Here is a 21,119-nt window from a genome sequence, read left to right on the forward strand (position 1 = left end):
ACATGTTGGCTTAATAACATTTTGGCTCAAAAACATGGTCCACAAACATAGCTTAATCTTTTAGCTAACAAACTTAATTTAACTTAAGAAACAATTCGCCAAAACACAGTCCAAACATACTGCCTTCCCCTGCCCTACAATTCGCCCATTTTTTAGCGGATTGTTAGGCGGGGGTTTTTATTTAAACAACAGATTTAGCAATCGTTTGCTTTTTCTCTGGAAGCAAATAGTAGATTGGGTATAATGCCCGTCTAATCATGTGCACACCGCACTTCTCTGTATGACGTTTGATAAAAGATAGGAATGTCTAAATGAGCCTTGCTGATCAAGTTCTTGCCGTAAATGATGACCTACCAATCCGTACTGATAAACCTGTCCACAGTGGCAAGGTTCGTTCGGTCTACTGGTTAACTGAAGAAGATAGCCAACGACTAATTAAAGAGAAAGGCTACGATGTAGCACCAGATGCGCCTTTAGCAATCATGGTGATCAGTGACCGTATCTCTGCATTTGATTGTATCTGGCGTGGTGAAGGGAATCTTAAAGGTGTTCCAGGTAAGGGAGCGGCTCTGAATGCTATCTCTAACCACTGGTTCAAATTGTTTAAAGACAACGGACTTGCTGACAGTCATATTCTTGATATCCCTCACCCGTTCGTATGGATTGTACAAAAAGCTCGCCCAGTCATGATCGAAGCGATTTGTCGTCAATACATCACTGGTTCAATGTGGCGTGCATACGCAAACGGCGAACGTGAATTCTGTGGTATCGAGATGCCTGAAGGCCTTGAGAAAGACAAGAAGTTGCCTGAGCTACTGATCACGCCTTCAACAAAAGGGATTCTGAAAGGTATTCCTGGCGTTCCAGAAGCTGACGATGTGAACATCACACGCAACAACATCGAAGATAACTTCGCAGCATTCAACTTTACTCAAGCAAGCGACATCGCGCATTACGAAAAACTTCTTAAAGAAGGCTTCAACGTAATCAGCCAAGCGCTAGCAAAAGTAGACCAAACCTTTGTTGATACCAAATTTGAGTTTGGCTACGTCAACGATGCTCAAGGCAAAGAAAAGCTTATCTACATGGACGAAGTCGGTACTCCAGATTCATCTCGCATTTGGGATACTCAGGAATATAACAACGGCAACATCGTTGAGAATTCAAAAGAAGGCTTCCGTCAGTTCTTGCTTAACTACTTCCCTGATGCCGACATTCTTTTGAATAAAGAGCGTATGCCGGAACGTGAAGCATTGGCTCGTGACAATGAACTTCCACTGGATTCTCTAATGTCTCTGTCTCGCACTTACCTTGATATCGCAGCGAAAATCACAGGTGCGGAGATCGTACTGAGCGAAAATCCTAAGCAAGAGATCATCGATGTACTGCGCGCTGACTATGGTCTAATCGACTAGTCGCTTAATTGCTAATTGCTTAATCGCTTAATCTCAAAATAAAAAGCTCGAAAGCTAATAAGCTCGTAGACTCAAGTTTTAGATACTAAAAGGGCCTCAATATTTGAGGCCCTTTTTACGTGTACGTTTTTACTATTCCTCGAGAGAGATTATAGGCGAGCTGAAGTTACAGCTTAATCGTGAACTCTTCTCCAGAATTACCCGCAATCACTAAATGACTGCGCGATTCAATATACTCGATCTGCTCTTCTTCAAGTGAATATGGCATCACCACTTTGAGCTCATTGATCCCTTCCAGCTTAGCGAGCTTGAGTAAGGTAACAATGTTCGACTCATCACTTTTACGCGTCGACATTGATTTCAATGCCATCTGCCATAAACGATCCTCTGGGGTGCCCAACTCTTTAATGCTATCTCGCCAGACGGTACTGAACACTGGCGCAATTGTGGTGAGTGCTTCCAGAAAAGTCCATTTTTTACTGCATGAGGCGCCAAGAAATGTTGTGTAATCGAACTCTACACGCGTCTCTTCCTGTTTATCCATGATGTCCCCCGACACTTTGGCAACACAATATACTCAATATCTATCAACTCTTTCTTTATAGCAATAGGATATAGAAGAATAGTCTTTTATGACCTTTTGATTGGTTAAAAAGGAATATAAAAATCAAACTTGTAACAAAATAAGCACTGAAAAATCATATATGCATCTATTTGATTAATATTTTAGAGATAAAACTTATCCATCTATTTGATATCAATTATTCGACTCGCTTTTTTGAACTGAATACGCCAACCAGACCATGTCGGTAGCTCCCAACGTTTTGGCGATAACTTTCGGCTACCCGACTGATAATGGACGTAAATCAGCTTTCTTGCGGGCAAGTATTCAACATCGAGTTGCAAGTCGGCAAGGCTCAATGCAAACGGGTATTTTTCCGAAAATTCTGAGTAGAGCCAAGTTGGAATGCCATCGAACGGTATGTCTGCATGATCGAACATTTCCAATTCGCTGACATCAGTAACACCTAGTACTTCAAGCTGCTCTATAAACCATAGCTCAAAGTTAATGTTCTCAATTTCTGGTGTGTATTTAGTTTGTTCATCGAGACCAAGTTTCACATACAACTGCCAGTGTTTGATTTCTTGAGTGCGAGCCTTTGCAAAACCGGGAAGCTGCTCTCCATTTAACACAAGGTCGACGATAGGTTTTAACGATAGTTGCCCTTCAGCGGCGACGAGTTTGGTTGTAATCGTGCGGCCTGCGTACACCAATGCCATCTCGGTAAAAACACCATCATCATTCACAACGGTTTCGCCTTGCTCCCACTCTCCTAGTTCAGCATCAATGAGAAGCTCAAGAGGAATGGGTGTCGTGACCGTCGCTAAGGTCAGTGTTTGCTTAACGCCTCTTCCCGGCAAGCTGTGAGTATCCAACACCGACATCGCTTGTGCATTATCAGGGAAACGGTTCTGACGACCGAGCACCACTTCTAAAACACCATTGGCAAAGGCTTCTTTCCTTTTCAGTCGGCGCACAAACACCAGTTCAGGATGCAGATTCACAATGGTCTTGAGCAATTCAATGCGTTGGAAACGTGACGCGACTTCTAGCTGAGGAAGTTCAAATACCTCCCGCATTTGCTTCGCCAATCCTTGAGCTTCATTCAGAGCCTGTTGGTCGATGTCTAAATGCGGATATTCTCGACCGCGCACAATCTGAATCAACAGGCTTAAATCACACCCTTCCTTCTCTTGTTGCGCGAGCGCTTCAAGATGTTCTGCATTGTTTGGTAACTGATACAAGCGAGCAGGAACGGACAGCGCCGCAGTGAGATCAACCATCGCCTCTTTTAATGCTTTGGTTTTGATTCGAGTAACGATATCGGCATACAAAGCATCAATCGGCAACGGATACAGCTTTTTACCATGCTCGGTAACTTGATGGTCGGCGTTAATCGCTTCCATCGTCAGCAAGGTTTGAGTTGCACTGTTGAGTGATTTCTCTGGAATAGGGTCAAGGAAGGACAAGCTCTCAAGCGGAGATCCACAACATGCTGCGGCCAACATAGGTTCAGTCAGCTCTTCACGCTGCAATTCAGGCGGTGTGACTAACTCTAACGCCGCATGTTCACCATATAGACGCACGCAAACGCCATCCATTACCCTACCCGCGCGGCCAGCTCGCTGTTTGGCACTCGCTCGTGATATGGATTTAAGCATCAGTGTGGTTCTGCCATTACGCTGAACGGTGCGTCTCTCTAATCCTGAATCTATCACCACGCCAATGTCAGGAATGGTTAATGAGGTTTCTGCAACGTTGGTCGCAAGGATGACCTTTCTCAAACCATTACCTTCAGTATTGATATTACGACCCGATAACGCTGAATCTCGCTCTTTATCACTGACCGACGCATGCAATTTAACAACTTGGATATCTGGATTTTTCGCTAAGGCTTGTTCGCATTGCACGATCTCTTTTTTACCCGGTAGAAAAACCAACATATCGCCAGAAGAAGCGATCAACTGATGATTAACTTCTTCCACGATGCGCTGCCCTAGATGTCGACTATCAGGCAGTGTTCTGGATTCATTCGCTCTGTGTTCAATCTCAACTTGATAAGTTCGCCCCTCGCAGCTAATTCGATTCGCATCCAAGTAATCAGCAAGACGCTCCCCTTCAATGGTTGCTGAAGTGATCACCAAGCGATGGCTCTCTTTTTGTTTCAGAATCGCCACCAGCAGATCAATGTCCCAGCGCCTCTCGTGAAACTCATCCACCACAATCACATCAAAACTGGCTAATCCGTCTTCTGATAACCAACGCAGCGCGATACCGGGCGTCACAAAAACAACGTTAGTTTGCTCGTTATACTCTGACTCAAGCTTAATCGCATAGCCAACCTTGCTACCAAGCTTCTCACCCGATTGCTGTGCGAGGTATTTAGCCAATGACGTACACGCGATACGTCTTGGTTCCACCACCAGCACTCGTCCATGCTGAGAAGCCCAAAGTGGCAGGCGCGTTGATTTACCTGATCCGGTTTCCGCCTCTACGACAAGGTGAGAATTAGCGATTTGTTCGTGGAATACGTTTTGATAAGCATCGATGGGAAGTAATGACATAAAATGGCGAGTAGCGAAAAAGTGTGAGCAAAGTATAACGAATTATCGTGTTGAAATTCGATAAGTGTGGGACAGAGGTAAGAATATCATTTTGTTTGCTCAGATCGCGGAGAAACTATTTACAATTGAATAACTAAACCGTTATCATTTTTTAGTTACCCTTTCTCCCATATTAGGCATCCAATGAACAACGATAAACGCCCTCTATATATCCCTTATGCTGGTCCTGCTCTACTAAGTACACCTCTTCTAAACAAAGGCAGCGCATTCTCTGCTGAAGAGCGCAGTTCTTTCAACCTTGAAGGCTTGTTACCGGAAACAACCGAAACAATCCAAGAGCAAGTAGGACGTGCATACAAACAATATTGTAACTTCGAAAGTGATATGGATAAGCATATCTACCTTCGTAACATCCAAGACACTAATGAAACGCTTTTTTATCGTTTAGTTCAAAACCACATCTCTGAAATGATGCCTATCATTTATACGCCAACAGTTGGCGCAGCATGTGAGAACTTCTCAAATATTTACCGTCGTGGCCGTGGTCTGTTTATCTCATACCCGAACCGCGATCGTATCGATGACCTACTGAATAATGCGACAAACCACAACGTTAAAGTTATCGTGGTTACGGATGGTGAGCGTATTCTTGGTTTGGGAGACCAAGGCATCGGTGGTATGGGTATTCCAATTGGTAAGCTAGCACTTTATACAGCTTGTGGCGGTATCAGCCCAGCTTACATGCTACCAATCGTGCTCGATGTGGGTACTAACAACCCTCAACGTCTTGCTGACCCAATGTACATGGGCTGGCGTCATCCTCGTATTACGGGTGCTGACTACGATGCATTCGTTGAAGAGTTCATCCAAGCGGTTCAACGCCGTTGGCCTGATGCATTAGTTCAGTTCGAAGATTTCGCACAAAAGAACGCAATGCCACTGCTTGAGCGCTACAAAGATCGCATCTGTTGTTTCAACGATGATATCCAAGGCACAGCAGCCGTAACGGTTGGTTCTCTACTTGCAGCATGTAAAGCAGCAAACAGCAAACTTTCAGATCAACGCATCACCTTCTTAGGTGCGGGTTCTGCAGGTTGTGGTATTGCTGAAGCTATCATTGCCCAAATGGTGTCTGAAGGTATCAGCGATGCACAAGCTCGCTCTCAAGTTTACATGGTTGACCGTTGGGGTCTGCTACAAGAAGGCATGCAAAACCTGCTTGATTTCCAACAGCGTCTGGTTCAAACCAACGAAAACACCAAAGACTGGGAAAGCGATGGCACTGGTTTCTCTCTACTAGACGTAGTTCGCCACGCGAAACCAACCGTATTGGTTGGTGTGTCTGGTGCTCCAGGTCTATTCAGCAAAGAAGTCATCAAAGAGATGAACCTACACAGTGAACGCCCTATCGTGTTCCCACTGTCGAACCCAACAAGCCGTGTTGAAGCGACGCCAAACGACATTATTCGTTGGACTGATGGCCAAGCACTTGTTGCGACAGGTAGCCCATTTGAGCCAGTCGTTCACAACGGCACAACTTACCCAATCGCTCAGTGTAACAACAGCTACATCTTCCCAGGTATTGGCCTTGGTGTATTGGCTGTGAATGCTTCACGCATCACTGACGAAATGCTAATGGAATCAAGCCGTGCACTTGCTACGTGTTCTCCACTAGCAATCAATGGCACAGGTGCTCTACTTCCACCATTGGAAGAGATCCACACGGTATCTAAGAAAATTGCTCTTGCGGTAGGTAAAAAGGCGATTGAACAGGGCGTTGCTCTAGAGATCACTGAAGAAGCACTACAACAAGCGATTGACCAGCACTTCTGGCAGCCAGTTTACCGTCGCTACAAGCGCACGGCATTCTAATAAAGCGTACTGCGCTTGGAATAAAGAGCGTTAACGACTCTTATATGAGCCTCTGCAATTGCAGGGGCTTTTTTCTTTAAACTGTCTTGTCTTTTTAACTGATTTTTCTCATTTTTATTTGGTATTATCGAGCACTCAAAAATTAATGCTCAGTGAAAGGACCATACCGAGAGTGAAATTTGATTCTCACATTATCCGTAGCTACATAAAAAAAGCTTACAAAAAACTGCAAGGTTTTCTGTTTGGCGCTTTCCTCGTGTTCTTAGTAGGCAGCGCTGCGGTTATTGCGATCGATTATTGGGTTTCATGGCAAGCGGAAGATCGCATCATCTACGATATAGATGAAGTGCCCGAGCTTGAGGTCGCCGTTGTGCTTGGCACGAGCAAATATTTGGGTCGAACACTCAACGACTATTATAAGCACCGAATCGAAGCCGCGATTGAGCTGTTCGATCGTGAAAAAGTGGACCAATTTCTACTGAGCGGCGATAACGCTCATCGCTCTTACAATGAGCCGTGGACGATGAAACGCGACTTGCTGAAAGCGGGTGTACCCGATGAACGCATTAACCTCGATTACGCAGGCTTTAGAACCTTAGACTCGATTGTTCGCGCTAAAAAGATCTTCGACACCGACAACTTCCTGATCATTACTCAGAAATTCCACTGTGAAAGAGCACTATTTATCGCTAATTCTTACGATATTCATGCACAATGTTTAGCGGTTTCAGGCCCTACTCATCATTCAGGCACCTCTATCCGTTTGCGTGAAGTTTTTGCGCGTACCAAAGCCTTCTTAGATTTGTATATTATGGGGACAACGCCAAAGTTCCTTGGACCTAAAGAGCCCATTCAATCGAGTCCAAAACCGGAATCATTTCCGATTCCAAACCCTATGACTGACCCCTCTGTAAACCCTGTTGTAGATCCTACAACAAACCCTATTGCAGACCCAGCAGAGACAGATGTGTAGAAAACTACACATTTTGAATTTGTTGCCTCACATTTCCCCACTGTTACACAAAAACACACCAACACGCCTTTATTAACTTAAGTAACATTCTCCCAACAAAGTCTGACCCTACATCAAGCTATATACCTCGAAAATAATAAGCACGACTCAATGAAGTGGTGCACCAATAAAACGAGGATAACAAAAGGAGCGTCTTATGACGGCACTTGTTACTACACTGAAACACTGGTTGTTCACCCGCAACAGCATGATATTAATTGGTAATTTCACGCTATTCGCACTCTTGCTCAACACCCTTCCTTTCGAATCACAAGTCAATACTGGTTTGAGTATTCTCGTGTTCGTTGCGGTTCTATGGTTAACCGAAGCTATTCATGTCAGCATCACCGCTCTGCTCGTTCCACTCTTGGCTGTCTTGTTTGGTGTGTTCAATACGCCCGCTGCATTAGCGAACTTCTCGAACCCAATCATCTTCCTATTCATGGGTGGTTTTGCCCTTGCTGCTGCGCTCAACAAGCAAGAGCTCGATAAGGCGATTGCCGACAAAGTTCTGCTGATTGCAAAAGGCAGAATGTCGGTGGCGGTGTTCATGCTATTCGGTGTGAGTGCAGGCTTGTCGATGTGGATTTCGAACACAGCAACGACTGCAATGATGCTTCCCCTTGTTCTTGGCATCATGAACAAAGTTGACCAAAGTGAAGACCGCAACACGTACGTGTTCGTACTGCTGGGTATCGCTTACTGTGCTTCAATCGGTGGTATCGCAACCTTGGTTGGTAGCCCACCAAACGCAATTGCGGCGGCAGAAGTTGGCTTGAGCTTCACAGAGTGGATGGCACTTGGCCTACCTATCTCAATGATCTTACTTCCAATCGCGATGATTATTCTTTACGTGATGACTAAGCCGAAGCTTGACCACAAATTCGAGCTAGACCATGCCCCAGTTGAGTGGACAAACAGCAAGAAAATCACACTGTCTATCTTCCTTCTAACCGTAACGCTTTGGATATTCGGTAAACCAATCAACGCAATGATTGGCGGATTCTCTAAATTTGATAGCTTAGTAGCGATTGGCGCAATTGTACTGCTTGGCGCTTCTAGAGCGGTGGAATGGAAAGACGTTGAGAAGACAACGGACTGGGGTGTTCTTATCCTATTCGGTGGTGGTATCTGCTTAAGTAACATTCTAAAAGCGACAGGAACCAGCGTATTCTTAGCACACTCACTAAGCGGATTTTTAGAAACAGCTGGCGTACTGCTTACGATTCTAGCCGTGGTAGCGTTCGTGGTATTCCTAACGGAATTTGCGAGTAACACAGCGAGTGCAGCACTTCTGGTGCCAGTATTCGCAACCATCGCTGAAGCACTTGGTATGTCGCCAGTTATTTTGTCTGCACTGATCGCTGTTGCTGCGTCTTGTGCCTTCATGCTTCCTGTTGCAACACCACCAAACGCAATCGTGTTTGGCTCGGGTCACATCAAGCAGAAAGAGATGATGCGAATCGGTATGGTGTTGAACCTAGTTTGTATCCTAGTTCTGACTCTGTTCGCTTGGATCTTCTGGTAAACACTAACGTTCTATAAGCGCATGCTTACAGGAATGCTCCCCTAAACTGGTTGAACTTCCCCCGGTTCAACCAAGACAAAAATGCCCGTTCAGCGTAAGCAAGCACTGAACGGGCATATAAAAACAAGAAACGCTTTCCCTTTTGGTGGCCCCGCGCCACCTTTTTTGTTTTGGCTTTTGGGAGAAGAACCATAAAAACGCCACACGTCACATATGCACGTGTGGCTTATAAACTCATCAAAACAATTTTCAGATTAGTGACTCAAGATCACCTGGTTTCGACCTGAATGCTTTGCTTGATATAAAGCTTCATCAGCGCGAGCAATGGTCTCTGTCACTCGCTCTTGCTTCATCTCGGCAACACCGATACTGCATGTCAGCGGATCGCCATGAACCCAAAGGTGCTGGCTAACCAATAATCGAATGCGTTCAGCTTTTATCTGCGCCTCTCCGGCTTCGGTCTCAGGGCAAAAAACAATGAACTCTTCACCTCCCCATCTCACCAACTTATCGGTAGCGCTGATCGAACTGCCCACCACCATGCTGAACTCGCGTAAAATATGGTCACCCATTTGATGTCCGTACTTGTCATTTACACTCTTGAAGTAGTCGATATCGAGATACAACATACCCAGCTTGCCATGTCCTTGCTTCACATGTTGTGACTGCATTTTCAACCAATCACGAATCGCGTGGCGGTTTAGTATTCCGGTTAACTCATCACGATGGGCCATCTCTGAAAATTCAAAATTCTGTTCTCTCAGTGCGCGATTGACGTTCTTTAAGTGGTGATGTCTTTTCTCTGCGATCACCATGCGTTTTCTTGAACGGTTTAACTCTGACAGCAAGAATACGGTGCCCGTCCCCACCCACACAAACAGTAGGATCATGAACAAGCTTTCTGCGGTGATATACGAACCTTCGAACTCAATACTGCGGATGACGATTCTGTGGTGACCGAGTTTCGCTCCAGACGCAGTAGCAAACTCAACCATATTCACATTCGAAAATTCAGGGGCCGAATGCTCTAACGCAATGTCGTTGTCAGCCAGCCACCATGTCATCACTTGCAGATTTTTGATCGGGATTTCAATCACACCACCATCGATTCCTGGAGAAAACTCCATCCCATTGTACTTGTGCGTGTACTCGTCATCAGGAACTGAATAAGCAGGGTTGTAGTTACGTAGATAGGTTCTCAAACGGCCACTAGAGTCAGCCTCCGCATGGTAATCAATGTTCACTCTAAAAGTGTGATACTGGGAAAGGTCAAGACCTGTGGTTATATCTGGATCGATACGAATCGATAAGCCGCAGTAAGGCCAAGGATACTCTGATTCCTTTAGCTCACAGTTAAGAACATATTGGCCATTTTCATAGGATAATTGAGAGGTACTGACACCCCTATCAACTTGATCACTGGTCGCGATAAATTCATATTTATCAGGGGTAATTGCCGTTATCACACGATTTCCGCTCACACGGTAATACTGCACAATGGCAAGCGTTGCGATAACAAGAAAGATAACAATCTTATGGATCCACTTCACGTCTAAGCTTCCTGCTTAATATCCCTATAGTTGGGATTTCACGATAAAAAACAAGTTAGATAAATTAGTGATCTTAATACCAATAAATCACTAAAAAACGTTATATCACGCCCGAACAAAATGTCATACTATATTTTAATGCATGTATTTTCTGTTGATTATTCACGGCGAGAATCAAGTAATATTGCGTATAAAAACAGGCTCTATTTGTTATACTCATCGCATAATCATCGTTAACCGTACTGCCTGCTCACAGCGCAATCGAGTCGACGAAATAATAATCAAAATAGAACGAGTAATGTCATGTCTTTATTAGCAAAAGGAACACTCAAAAAGATGAGTGCTTCCCTTGATGGCGCGGTTACCTACCGTTTGCCTGTAGGCGAAGAGTTTGTAGAGCTAAACCCTCTGATTGGTAAAACCATCAACCTCACTCACACCGGCAATATTTTTTGCTGCTCATGTGGTAAGAAAACTAAGAAGAGCTACTCTCAAGGCCACTGTTTTGTGTGCATGAAAAAGCTAGCAAGCTGCGACATGTGCATCATGAAGCCAGAGACTTGTCACTACGATGAAGGCACGTGTCGCGAGCCTCAATGGGGTGAAGAGAACTGCATGGTTGATCACTTCGTTTACCTATCGAACACATCAAGCCTAAAAGTAGGTATCACTCGTCACACTCAAATCCCTACCCGTTGGATTGACCAAGGCGCGACTCAAGGTTTGCCTATCTTGAAGGTAAAAACACGTCAGATTTCTGGCCTGATCGAAGTTGAGTTAGCAAAGCACATTGCTGACAAAACCAACTGGCGCACGCTGCTTAAAGGCGACGGCGACGATATGGAATTGGTAGAAAAAGCCAAAGAACTGTTGCCGTTGGTTGAGGATAAAATCCAAGAGATCAGAGCGAAGTTTGGTGATGATGCTATCGAGATTCTGAGCGAAAACATCACTTCATTGAGCTACCCAGTTGAACAGCACCCAGTGAAGATTGTGTCGCACAACTTTGACAAGAACCCTGAAGTATCTGGTGTGCTGCAAGGTATTAAAGGCCAATACCTAATCTTAGATACGGGCGTGATTAACATCCGTAAATTTGGCTCTTACGAAGTGGAAGTGTCTGCATAACTTGTAGAACTTAAACGTTTCTTATAGTTAGAAGCGCTTAGAGAATAGCCAAAAAATAAAATGCCCTCAAGTGATGACTTGAGGGCATTTTTCGTTGTCGATCCTATTCGCTTTCGATGACGATTTTAGGCGTTAGAGCGCAACCACATCTCCGTCTACACAATTCTTGCCGTTGGCTTTCGCGCGATAGAGAGATTGATCGGTTAAATTCACGAGTGCATCAATCGTGACACCGTCTTCACAGGCTTGGCTATCACTGATTCCGATACTGACACTCGAATTAAATCGTAACTGTTCATCGATTCTGAATTCAACTTGATTGAACTGTTGGCGAATCTCTTCTGACACTTCGTGTGCTGTTTCAAGAGACGTGTTTGGGATAAATATAATGAACTCTTCGCCACCCCAACGGCCTGCGACTCCGCCGGCTTTCTCGGCACTGCGCTTGGTAATATTAGCCAAAGCACAAATGACCTCATCACCGACCATATGACCGTAAGTGTCATTAATCGACTTAAAATCATCGATATCTAGCAGCATACAAACAAGGTAGTTGTTAGAGGACATGTGCTCTCTCAACCACTCATAAATCGCTCTGCGGTTAAGTAAGTCGGTCATTTCATCGAAGTTCGCTTGGTGAACCAACTGCTTTTCCAACATCACTTTTTGCGTCACATCTTCAAGTACAACCTGAACGGCTGGCTGACCTTTCCAAGTAATCGCATTGTCGTAAATATTGAAGAACCGATGAACGCCGTCAAAGCCGATATTTTCAACCACTGTACTCGTGCCAGACAACTCACCCGATACGATCGCGTGATAGTGCTTGCTGATGCCATCGGCATTCTGTTTTGGTACCAGTTCAAGGATAGAGTCCAGCTCTAATACTTGCTCGATGGAAGCAGCGCCTTGCATGTTAACCCAAGATTGATTAACCATCAGCGGCTTGAAATCTCGGTGAACCAAGATGCCCTGCCCAGATTGCATGATCATGTCGTGATACATCTTATCTTGCTCACGCACCGCATTTTGCAGCTGAATCGCAGGGGAAAGATCGATCACCGTGACTTGCAGTGCAGGTCTTCCCTGCCACTCCGTCACATGGTCGATAGAAAACACGGTGAACTCTCTGCCATTACGATCAACATTGGTATAGGTGTGAACCTGAGGGTCGCGTTGACCACTGACCGTTTCAAGGTAATTTTGATAGGCGAGAACATGAAAATCTTCTGAGATTAGATCTAGAAAGCTATCGATATTAGAAAGTAGTTCTTCGGGCGATTGGTATCCATAGATGCGAGCATAGTTAGCGTCAACACTCACTACATTCATATCTTGAATAGTTATTACACCGTACGTGGATTCGAAATTTATTGAAGACATTGCCAACTCCGCACTCTAGCTATACTTCATAAACTGGAGCATAACAACATATCCCGCCAACGCTTCCACACAATCTATCACGCGCTAGGGACATTAATATGCCATATAGTATATCGCACTGTTGCGGCCTTCTCTACAACTCAATTGCTAACACGAGTTAGTAAAAGTAGACAAGCATCTCAATCCCATTATTCGCGTCAAAAAACAGAAATAGATAACCTATACCAATGTAACCATTATCTTTTTCTACTTTTGGCCTTGAACTGATGAAAGAATCCGCTCCCAACCACTTCAAATCCTGTTCGCTATTCTTTTAAACCTGCGCACTATTCTTTAAACCTACGAACTATTCATTCCAATCAGAGAAATATGAGACCAAGAAGTCGATAGCTAACCGTGCTCTCTGTGGAAGAAAACGACGGTTCTGATAAACAATCCAACTGCTTGTGCCCGCTCCCCAATACTCTTCTAACACAGGGACGAGTTTTCCATTGCTAAGACTGCCATTGAAACTGCTTTTAGGAAGATAAACGATGCCAAGCCCCTCTTCACATGCTTTCAGTACTGCGCTCGAATTGTTACTGCGCCAGCGTCCATGTACTCGTACTGCATTTAACGATTTTCCCTCTTTCTCAAATAACCACTGATCACTGTTAGCGATAATACAGCTATGCATTTTCAACTGCTCTGGATGAGTAGGCGAACCAAATTGCTCTAAATAATCTTTGCTGGCTGCGGCCGCCATTGGGCGATCGACGAGCTTTCTTGCCACCAAACCTGAATCGTCCAACCGGCCGTAACGAATGGCGAAGTCGATACCATCTTCGATGAAGTTAACCATCTTAGTATTGAAGTTCATTTCGATGGTGAGCTCAGGATGATCTTTGCCAAACTCCATCAGCGCTGTCGCAACATGATTTTCTGCAAATGCACCCGCAGCACTAACACGTAATGTACCGCTAAGCTGAGTTTGTTGAGACGTGACTTGTTCATTCGCTTGTTGCAGCCCAATGACCAAGTCTTTGCACTGCTGATAATAGGTATGACCCGATTCGGTCAGGCTCACCATCCGTGTTGAACGCGCAAGCAACGCCACACCCACTCTCTCTTCTAACCTTGAAACTTGGCGGCTGACATGGCTAGTACTGCAACCCAGTTGTTTTGCTGCTGCAGAAAAGCCATGACACTCAGCAACCGCAACAAACTCATTAATCCCTTCAAAGCTGTCCATACTTCACCTGTTTACATCTAACGAGTTCACATCCGACTAATTCTCATTCGACTGTTGCTATATAGCAATAATGTTTTGTCTATTCGGCATATTATCACTCAAATGGTTTACTACTAGTATTACAGGTAACGAAACAGCGGCATCTCTATTAAAAAGACTGATGTCTGTCTTAAAAACGCGGATGTCTAAACAACGACGCTGAAACCAAACAAACGTGCTCAAAGGGACGAATCATGAAAAAAATACTAATACCTGTAACTAACCACGCAACACTAGGCGATACAGATCAAGCGAACGGTACTTACGCGCCTGAACTGACTCATGCTCTGAAAGAGATCATTGCTGCGGGTTTTGAGTACGACATCGCTTCTATCAAGGGTGGTAAAGGCCCATTGTACGGAACCGATATTGAAGGGGATTCAGTAAACGCTGAGATCTTGGCTGATGATGACTTCCAAAACCGCATCAACAATACGATTCCTGTAAACCAAATTAATGCAGAAAGCTACGATGCTATCTTCTACCCAGGTGGTTTCGGTTTGCTTTCAGACCTAGCAACCAACGAGCAATTCGCTGCTATTGCGGCTAAGCATTACGAAGATGGTGGTGTGATTGCGTCAGTATGTCACGGCCCTGCGGCGCTGCTTCCGATTGTTTTAAGCAACGGCGAGAAGCTACTAAGCTCTAAATCGGTGACTGGCTTTACACGTGAAGAAGAGATCGACTTTGGCACCATCAACGACATTCCGTTCCTACTGGAAGAGTCGCTTGCTCGTAGCGCAGCACGTTTCAACAAGGTTCAACCTTGGCAAGAGCTTGTGATTGTTGATGAGCGAGTGATTACCGGTCAGAACCCAACCAGCGCACACGCAGTGGGTGTAGCTATTGTTGAGCAGCTGTCTTGATTAAAAGCGGTCTTAATCGAATCACTGGCGTTACGTAAATAAGTAATGAGCGCTGTGAAACGAAAAAGAGCATACTCCCTACTCAATGTTCATGAGAGAAGTATGCTCTTTTCTAATTCTTTAGCTATTAAGTGCTAGTGACTGCTTGCTAATGGCTTCGCAAGATCCCTTCAAGCACATTGAACAGCAAGTCGATCTCTTCAATCGAGTTGTAATGCATACAACCAATACGCACCACGCCCTGCTCTTCAATACCCAACTGTTTCACCAAACCTAATGCGTAGAAATGTCCGTTCCACACACAGATATTATGTTCACCCAGCTTCTTGGCGATGAACTCTGGAGAATGGTTTTCAAAGGTAACCGCAAAGGTTGGCGTTCTTAGGTTCGAATCAAACTCTGTTTTCCCGTAAAGCTTTGCCCCTTCAAGATCAGACAAGCGTTTAAGGAAGTACTCACTGAGCTGGCTTTCATGCTTATTATAAAGCGCGTAGCTTTGCTCTAAACGAGAACGCAATGAGTCGGTTGGCTCACCGAATTGCGCCAAGTAATCTACCGCCGCAATCACACCTGCAAGGCCTTCAAAGCTTTGCGTACCTGTTTCAAAACGGCCTGGGCCAATATTGGTTGCAGGCTCAACCTTGTAAGGCTTTAACGTGTGTAGCCATTGAGGTGCAACATAAGCAATGCCCACATGCGGGCCGAAGAATTTATACGCTGAACACGCTAAGAAATCACAATTCAGCAGCTGAACATCGATCAAGTGATGTGGCGCGTAATGAACGGCATCGACATAAACCTGCGCACCATGCTGATGTGCAAGCTCAATAACTTTTGCCATGTCGACAATAGAGCCAGTCGTGTTCGAAGCAAACGTCACCGCGACAAGCTTGGTTTTCTCGTTAAGCAGCGATTCAAAATGCGCCATATCCAAACTGCAATCCGACTCGTCTACACGAACTTGGCGAACAATCGCGCCTTTGTCGTCTGCCGCTTGCTGCCAGCTCGATACATTTGAGTAATGGTCTAACGCCGTGACGATAACTTCATCGCCCTCTTTCCAATCGCGGCTGATCGCTCGGCTAAGTTGGAAGGTCAGAGATGTCATGTTCGCGCCGAACACAACGTTGCCAGAAGACTCCGCATTAAGCAGTGCTTGCGCCGCTTCTCGCGCTTGCTGCATTAAGCTTGTGGTCTTTTGGCTAGAAAAATAGTGGCCGCCTAGGTTTGAATTAAAATGCCCTAGGTATTCGGTCATTGAAGCTAAAACATTCTCAGGTACCTGAGAGCCACCCGGCCCATCAAAAAAGGTCACCGGCTTACCGTTATGGTATTGGCCTAGCGCGCTAAACTGCTGGCGCACATCATTAAGAGTGAAGGACATTGCGCGCATCCTTAGCCGTTAGAACAAACACATCCATGTAGCCCATCTCGCCGTGGTCTATGGTACGAATCGGTTGTGCATTGTGCCAAAGCTTACTATCAGCAAGCATTGCCACTTCACCATCGCCTAACACTTTTCTGAAGAACGGTGCTTCGTGGCTATCTTGATAAAGCATCACTTCACCACCCACAATGTTGTGGCGAGTAACACCAATGATCGCGATGTGGTCAAAACCGTCCTGGTGAACACCTTCTGGTGCAACTTGAGTTTCTTCAAAAATAGCGGCAATGCGGATTTGATGGATTTCGATTTCTTGTCCGTCTTCAAGCCCGTTGGTTTCAATAAACAATTCACACATCTCTTGCATGCCTTCGCTGCTTAGAATTTGTGCTTCAATCGGCTCGAATTGACGAACAACGTCACCTTGAAAGTGATTAATGTCTTCAGACTGAACAAAGTTATGTTTGTCTAGCTCAACGACTTGTCCATTACTGAATTCAACCACTGAGTACCTTCTCAATCGGAACTGTCCATCCGCATGCTCTGTGCTTGGTAGCTTAGAGAATGAAGGTGACAACTCCTTAACCGCGTGGTTACTGAGGTGGGTAATATGTAGGGTATTTTCGTGAGCATGTAACATCATCGACTCCTTAATGATTGTTAATTAACTTTCGATATTTAACGTTTTATTTACATAAAGGATACTTGAAGATATTGCCAAATCAACATTAAACAATCATTTATCCCGTCAAATTTAATAATTCAGACGCTAAACCCAATCGAGAAATAAAAAGCAGTGTATAACACCAGAATAAAAGATGACCAACTCTTAAAACTAGCACACTCCACTAGCTAGTTATAAATCCCTGAAAATTTAAATTTAACGATATTATTAACTAGCAGGCCAGGTTTCATATTGTATAAGCCCTTACCCTTTAATACGCCAGCCTTCTTGCCTGAGTTCAGGCATCACACTCGCCATCATTCATTTCTATGCTTTTGCACCGCGAAATACGACCTACCTATCAATTGCCAAACTATTGATTATTTACACAACAAACTGAAATTGGTTAATTTATGAGTACGCCAGAAACCAAACGCCTTTGCTTGCGCGTCTGGAACAGGTCGAGTTCGGGGGGAACTCGGCCGCCCTCAAATAGAGTGCTTTCTAATAAAACCTACAATTATAAATGATGCGTTTATTTGGAATATGATGGTCTGCCTTTATGTCCTAACTTAGAATTCGTTAAAAATAGGCGACTATAAAGATTGGGAATGTTCTACACAAAACAGATGAGAGGGTAAGCAAGCTTGAAAGGTTGGTTGCTAAAAGAGCCACCTTTGGTGACATTTACACCAAAAGTCAAAACGAAAATAAGTTAACTAGACTTAAAACGATTCACTTAGAAAATAGGGAATTTAGCTAACACTCAATTTCACTGGACTGATTTTTAAAACCGTTCTTCGAGCGCTTCTGCTGGTACATTCGCTGGTCAGCTAAGCTCAAACACTCAGAAAAATTGACACATTCAAAACTAGATGCGCTTCCAAAACTGAGGCCAGACTGAGGCCAATCAGCACTGCGAATTTGCTCTTCCACCTGAGTCACTCTAAGCTCAATCTGAGAATAGAGAGCCTCAACTTGTTTCTCTTTATCCACTTTCAACAACCAGATAAATTCGTCGCCACCAGCTCGATAAACCATTCCAAGGTCTGTAAATTTTTCTCGCATCATGCGGCTGGTGTATTCTAAAAAGCGATCCCCTTCATCATGACCATAAGTATCATTAATCGATTTAAGGCCATCACAATCGATGAAGACGATACAATAGGAATGATGTACTAATTGTTTACTCGCATCATTAAAATCCAGCCGGTTTCCAAGCCCCGTTAAACTATCCACCCTCGACTGGATATAGGTTTTCTGATGTTGATGTTGTTGAATCCGCAACCATTCAGTCAGGGACAATAAAATGCAGGTACAATCTATTGCTAATGCAACAACAACGATGACTTCTGTCGATCTCTGAGTCGGCAATGGTGCAAAATGCGCAAAAATGTAATATACCAAAGCCGTGCCATAACAAAGACCACCGATCAAATAATATTTAGCGACAAAGTTTCGTTGATAAACCATAAATACGCCAGTCACTATCATTGTCGGCACCCAGATTGCCGCAATTAAATGGGACATAACAAAAGTCAACGAAAACGGGGCAAAGACATTAATAAACCCGATAATGACACACAGCCAACTAAAGGCCTGAAAGGTAAGATTAATACGAATAAAATGCTGCGGAAATCCAAACAATAATCTTGTGTAATAGCAAGAAAAAGCAACCGCAAACGGAAACAATACCATTCCAAAATAAACTGGGTTCCAGCTTTGGCTTGATAATAAGTACCCCCAAGCGCCTGAAGCGGCGAACCATCCCAGGCCATGTAGCCCAACATAACCAGCACAAGCCAGTGTGACTGGATGTTTAGTTTGAAAGTAACAAAAAAGAGCGAAAACTCCCAACGTTAGCATGACAGTAATAGAAGCTAATGTGAGCGTATTGTTGCGGAAAACGTGAATATAAAATGGATATTCAGGTTGAAGAGTGAAGTTAACTGCCTTTGGAAATTTCTTTGCTTCCAAGTAGAGCCAAAGTGTTCCAGATTCCTCCGCATTCAATATTAACGGGAAGCTTTGCCTATGCAGATGCAAGATACTCTTGTTACTTAATTGGCCAAAATCAAGTATTCGCCTTACTTGACCATTTGTTGATTGCCAGTACCCCCAACCTTGATCCAAATAGTTTGCACGGAGTGTAACTATTTGTTGTGACGACTTGATATCGGAGTTGGCCAAATCAACTCTCAACCCAAACGCCCCTTCACCACCAAATATCGTTTCAATCCTTGGAGAGGATTCAATGTGTTTTTTTAATATGGGAAAATCGACTGGATCAGATAACAAAGGCATTTCATACCATCTTACAGCTTCATTAGCTAACACAGATTGTTCCCCGCTGACCTGCAGCGGAGAAGCAAAAACCGAATTCAGGCACACAATAAACACATTGATAAAAAGGATTAGAATCTGCATAGAGTTCAAATAATTCCGCGCAATATATAAATATCAATAATAACACATACAAAAAAATAACAACTGAGAAACACTCAACAGTTCAAGTATTAACCAACATTACACCTGTTTGTAATCATGCCGTTCATACTAAAAGTGCGTCTTGTGGTCGCTTATCTGCACGCTAATTTTGATGAATTCTTGCAGCGTCTTTTAACGCAAACTTTTTAAAATAAAACATAGGATTCAGGTTCTCTTGTTTTTCTACTCATCAATGTGTACGCAAAAAAGTAAATACTGCTATAGAAACACCATGATCAAGAAGGCCCTAAAAGTGAGCAATATGCATAGCTGTTTGCAAGAGCACTTTCCTTGACTTATCGCTATTGATCTAAGACACAGGATTACAAGACCATCATTTAGTTCGGTTATGTTCTAACGTATAACGATTAATTACACTTCTGCCCTTGTTTAACCTTTTATTGCCTCCATATTTTCCATACAATCCTAAGCGATTATAAATAAAAACAATTTCAATTTCGGAGTCCTCATGAGCGACGTAAAGCACTGTAATTTATTGATTCTTGGTTCTGGCCCTGCTGGCTATACAGCTGCAGTTTACGCTGCTCGTGCAAACCTAAACCCAGTACTGGTTACCGGTATGCAGCAAGGTGGTCAGCTTACAACCACAACAGAAGTGGAAAACTGGCCGGGAGATGCTGAAGGTTTAACGGGTCCAGCACTGATGGATCGCATGAAAGAGCACGCAGAGCGCTTTGAAACAGAGATCCTGTTCGACCACATTAACGAAGTAGACCTTTCAAACCGCCCTTTCCGTCTTAAAGGCGATTCTGGCGAGTACACGTGTGATGCGTTGATCATCTCAACGGGCGCATCGGCTAAGTACTTAGGTTTAGAGTCTGAAGAAGCATTCAAAGGCCGTGGCGTTTCTGCTTGTGCTACATGTGATGGTTTCTTCTATCGCAACCAGAAAGTCGCGGTTGTGGGTGGTGGTAACACGGCTGTTGAAGAAGCACTTTACCTGTCTAACATCGCGTCTGAAGTTCACCTAGTTCACCGCCGTGACACGTTCCGCGCTGAAAAGATTCTAGTGAAGCGTTTAATGGACAAAGTAGAGAACGGCAACATTGTTCTTCACACTGATCGCACGCTAGACGAGGTTCTGGGCGACGACATGGGCGTAACTGGCGTTCGTATTAAAGATACTCAGTCTGATAAGACAGAAGACATCGAAGTAATGGGCGCATTCATTGCTATCGGTCACCAACCAAACACTGAAATCTTCAAAGGCCAAGTGGATATGAAAGATGACTACATCATCGTTCAGTCTGGCCTTGAAGGTAACGCGACACAGACAAGCATCCCTGGCGTATTCGCTGCAGGTGACGTAATGGACCACAACTACCGCCAAGCAATCACTTCTGCTGGTACAGGTTGTATGGCTGCACTGGATGCTGAACGCTTCCTAGATGGCCTTAACGATAAGTAAATCTG

15 protein-coding genes are annotated in these 21,119 nt (G+C 44.2%); 7 read left to right on the plus strand and 8 right to left on the minus strand.

The features are described from left to right. Positions 1-311 precede the first annotated feature (311 nt). Entirely contained in the window at positions 312-1,415 is a 1,104-nt protein-coding gene (locus AB4167_RS02990) for a phosphoribosylaminoimidazolesuccinocarboxamide synthase (protein WP_017055177.1), read from the plus strand. Between the two features lie 166 nt (positions 1,416-1,581). Here AB4167_RS02990 and AB4167_RS02995 read toward each other — a convergent pair whose 3' ends face one another. After that, on the minus strand, positions 1,582-1,959 hold the full coding sequence (locus AB4167_RS02995) for a hypothetical protein (protein WP_017059766.1): 378 nt from the start codon (positions 1,957-1,959) through the stop codon (positions 1,582-1,584). 203 nt (positions 1,960-2,162) lie between these two features. Next, positions 2,163-4,541 (minus strand): helicase-related protein, encoded by a 2,379-nt coding sequence (locus AB4167_RS03000; RefSeq protein WP_372136105.1) that lies wholly within the window; start codon positions 4,539-4,541, stop codon positions 2,163-2,165. Positions 4,542-4,724: 183 nt separating this feature from the next. Between AB4167_RS03000 and AB4167_RS03005 the strand changes: the two genes are divergently transcribed. The 3 genes from AB4167_RS03005 (at position 4,725) to AB4167_RS03015 (ending at position 8,953) form a co-directional block, all read left to right on the plus strand. Continuing rightward, on the plus strand, positions 4,725-6,413 hold the full coding sequence (locus tag AB4167_RS03005) for an NAD-dependent malic enzyme (RefSeq protein ID WP_017059764.1): 1,689 nt from the start codon (positions 4,725-4,727) through the stop codon (positions 6,411-6,413). 172 nt (positions 6,414-6,585) lie between these two features. Beyond that, positions 6,586-7,386: a vancomycin high temperature exclusion protein gene (locus tag AB4167_RS03010; protein ID WP_017063589.1), complete on the plus strand. Its 801-nt coding sequence runs from the start codon at positions 6,586-6,588 to the stop codon at positions 7,384-7,386. A 196-nt stretch (positions 7,387-7,582) separates the two neighbouring features. Beyond that, positions 7,583-8,953: a DASS family sodium-coupled anion symporter gene (locus tag AB4167_RS03015; protein WP_017059762.1), complete on the plus strand. Its 1,371-nt coding sequence runs from the start codon at positions 7,583-7,585 to the stop codon at positions 8,951-8,953. Positions 8,954-9,207: 254 nt separating this feature from the next. Here the strand turns inward: AB4167_RS03015 and AB4167_RS03020 are convergent, their stop codons facing one another. Further along, a complete protein-coding gene (locus tag AB4167_RS03020; protein WP_372136106.1) occupies positions 9,208-10,503 on the minus strand; it encodes a GGDEF domain-containing protein in 1,296 nt (431 codons plus the stop codon). A 303-nt stretch (positions 10,504-10,806) separates the two neighbouring features. Here AB4167_RS03020 and AB4167_RS03025 point away from each other — a divergent pair, with 303 nt between their 5' ends. Then, positions 10,807-11,631, plus strand: coding sequence for a DUF2797 domain-containing protein (locus AB4167_RS03025; protein ID WP_029235797.1), 825 nt, complete (start codon positions 10,807-10,809; stop codon positions 11,629-11,631). Between the two features lie 132 nt (positions 11,632-11,763). Here the strand turns inward: AB4167_RS03025 and AB4167_RS03030 are convergent, their stop codons facing one another. Next, entirely contained in the window at positions 11,764-13,014 is a 1,251-nt protein-coding gene (locus AB4167_RS03030) for a diguanylate cyclase (RefSeq protein WP_372136107.1), read from the minus strand. A gap of 346 nt (positions 13,015-13,360) precedes the next feature. Further along, the gene (locus AB4167_RS03035; protein ID WP_372136108.1) at positions 13,361-14,245 is read right to left on the minus strand and encodes a LysR family transcriptional regulator; all 885 of its coding nucleotides are present in this window, start codon (positions 14,243-14,245) and stop codon (positions 13,361-13,363) included. A gap of 233 nt (positions 14,246-14,478) precedes the next feature. Here AB4167_RS03035 and AB4167_RS03040 point away from each other — a divergent pair, with 233 nt between their 5' ends. Further along, positions 14,479-15,150 carry a type 1 glutamine amidotransferase domain-containing protein gene (locus AB4167_RS03040; RefSeq protein WP_102398220.1) on the plus strand — a complete coding sequence of 224 codons (672 nt, stop codon included), beginning with the start codon at positions 14,479-14,481 and terminating at the stop codon, positions 15,148-15,150. Positions 15,151-15,298: 148 nt separating this feature from the next. Here AB4167_RS03040 and AB4167_RS03045 read toward each other — a convergent pair whose 3' ends face one another. From AB4167_RS03045 to AB4167_RS03055, 3 genes are all read right to left on the minus strand, one after another. Next, on the minus strand, positions 15,299-16,534 hold the full coding sequence (locus AB4167_RS03045; RefSeq protein WP_372136109.1) for a cysteine desulfurase-like protein: 1,236 nt from the start codon (positions 16,532-16,534) through the stop codon (positions 15,299-15,301). Further along, complete coding sequence (locus tag AB4167_RS03050; RefSeq protein WP_048607150.1) at positions 16,518-17,174, minus strand: 2OG-Fe dioxygenase family protein; 657 nt, start codon at positions 17,172-17,174, stop codon at positions 16,518-16,520. Before AB4167_RS03050 ends, AB4167_RS03045 begins: the two co-directional genes overlap by 17 nt. A gap of 783 nt (positions 17,175-17,957) precedes the next feature. Next, complete coding sequence (locus tag AB4167_RS03055) at positions 17,958-19,625, minus strand: GGDEF domain-containing protein (RefSeq protein ID WP_372136110.1); 1,668 nt, start codon at positions 19,623-19,625, stop codon at positions 17,958-17,960. Between the two features lie 529 nt (positions 19,626-20,154). On the opposite strand from AB4167_RS03055, the gene trxB reads away from it, so the two are divergent. Further along, complete coding sequence (gene trxB / locus AB4167_RS03060; RefSeq protein WP_050052961.1) at positions 20,155-21,114, plus strand: thioredoxin-disulfide reductase; 960 nt, start codon at positions 20,155-20,157, stop codon at positions 21,112-21,114. Positions 21,115-21,119: the final 5 nt, after the last annotated feature.

Source organism: Vibrio sp. 10N.286.49.E11 (genome assembly GCF_041469505.1).
Lineage (GTDB): Bacteria > Pseudomonadota > Gammaproteobacteria > Enterobacterales > Vibrionaceae > Vibrio > Vibrio crassostreae_C.

What these genes read in the sequence shown, in the direction of transcription:
- AB4167_RS02990 (WP_017055177.1), top strand. Translation starts at nt 312, where the DNA reads ATGAGCCTTGCTGATCAAGTTCTTGCCGTAAATGATGACCTACCAATC.
- AB4167_RS02995 (WP_017059766.1), bottom strand. Translation starts at nt 1,959, where the DNA reads ATGGATAAACAGGAAGAGACGCGTGTAGAGTTCGATTACACAACATTT.
- AB4167_RS03000 (WP_372136105.1), bottom strand. Translation starts at nt 4,541, where the DNA reads ATGTCATTACTTCCCATCGATGCTTATCAAAACGTATTCCACGAACAA.
- AB4167_RS03005 (WP_017059764.1), top strand. Translation starts at nt 4,725, where the DNA reads ATGAACAACGATAAACGCCCTCTATATATCCCTTATGCTGGTCCTGCT.
- AB4167_RS03015 (WP_017059762.1), top strand. Translation starts at nt 7,583, where the DNA reads ATGACGGCACTTGTTACTACACTGAAACACTGGTTGTTCACCCGCAAC.
- AB4167_RS03025 (WP_029235797.1), top strand. Translation starts at nt 10,807, where the DNA reads ATGTCTTTATTAGCAAAAGGAACACTCAAAAAGATGAGTGCTTCCCTT.
- AB4167_RS03030 (WP_372136107.1), bottom strand. Translation starts at nt 13,014, where the DNA reads ATGTCTTCAATAAATTTCGAATCCACGTACGGTGTAATAACTATTCAA.
- AB4167_RS03035 (WP_372136108.1), bottom strand. Translation starts at nt 14,245, where the DNA reads ATGGACAGCTTTGAAGGGATTAATGAGTTTGTTGCGGTTGCTGAGTGT.
- AB4167_RS03040 (WP_102398220.1), top strand. Translation starts at nt 14,479, where the DNA reads ATGAAAAAAATACTAATACCTGTAACTAACCACGCAACACTAGGCGAT.
- AB4167_RS03045 (WP_372136109.1), bottom strand. Translation starts at nt 16,534, where the DNA reads ATGTCCTTCACTCTTAATGATGTGCGCCAGCAGTTTAGCGCGCTAGGC.
- AB4167_RS03050 (WP_048607150.1), bottom strand. Translation starts at nt 17,174, where the DNA reads ATGTTACATGCTCACGAAAATACCCTACATATTACCCACCTCAGTAAC.
- AB4167_RS03055 (WP_372136110.1), bottom strand. Translation starts at nt 19,625, where the DNA reads ATGCAGATTCTAATCCTTTTTATCAATGTGTTTATTGTGTGCCTGAAT.
- trxB (WP_050052961.1), top strand. Translation starts at nt 20,155, where the DNA reads ATGAGCGACGTAAAGCACTGTAATTTATTGATTCTTGGTTCTGGCCCT.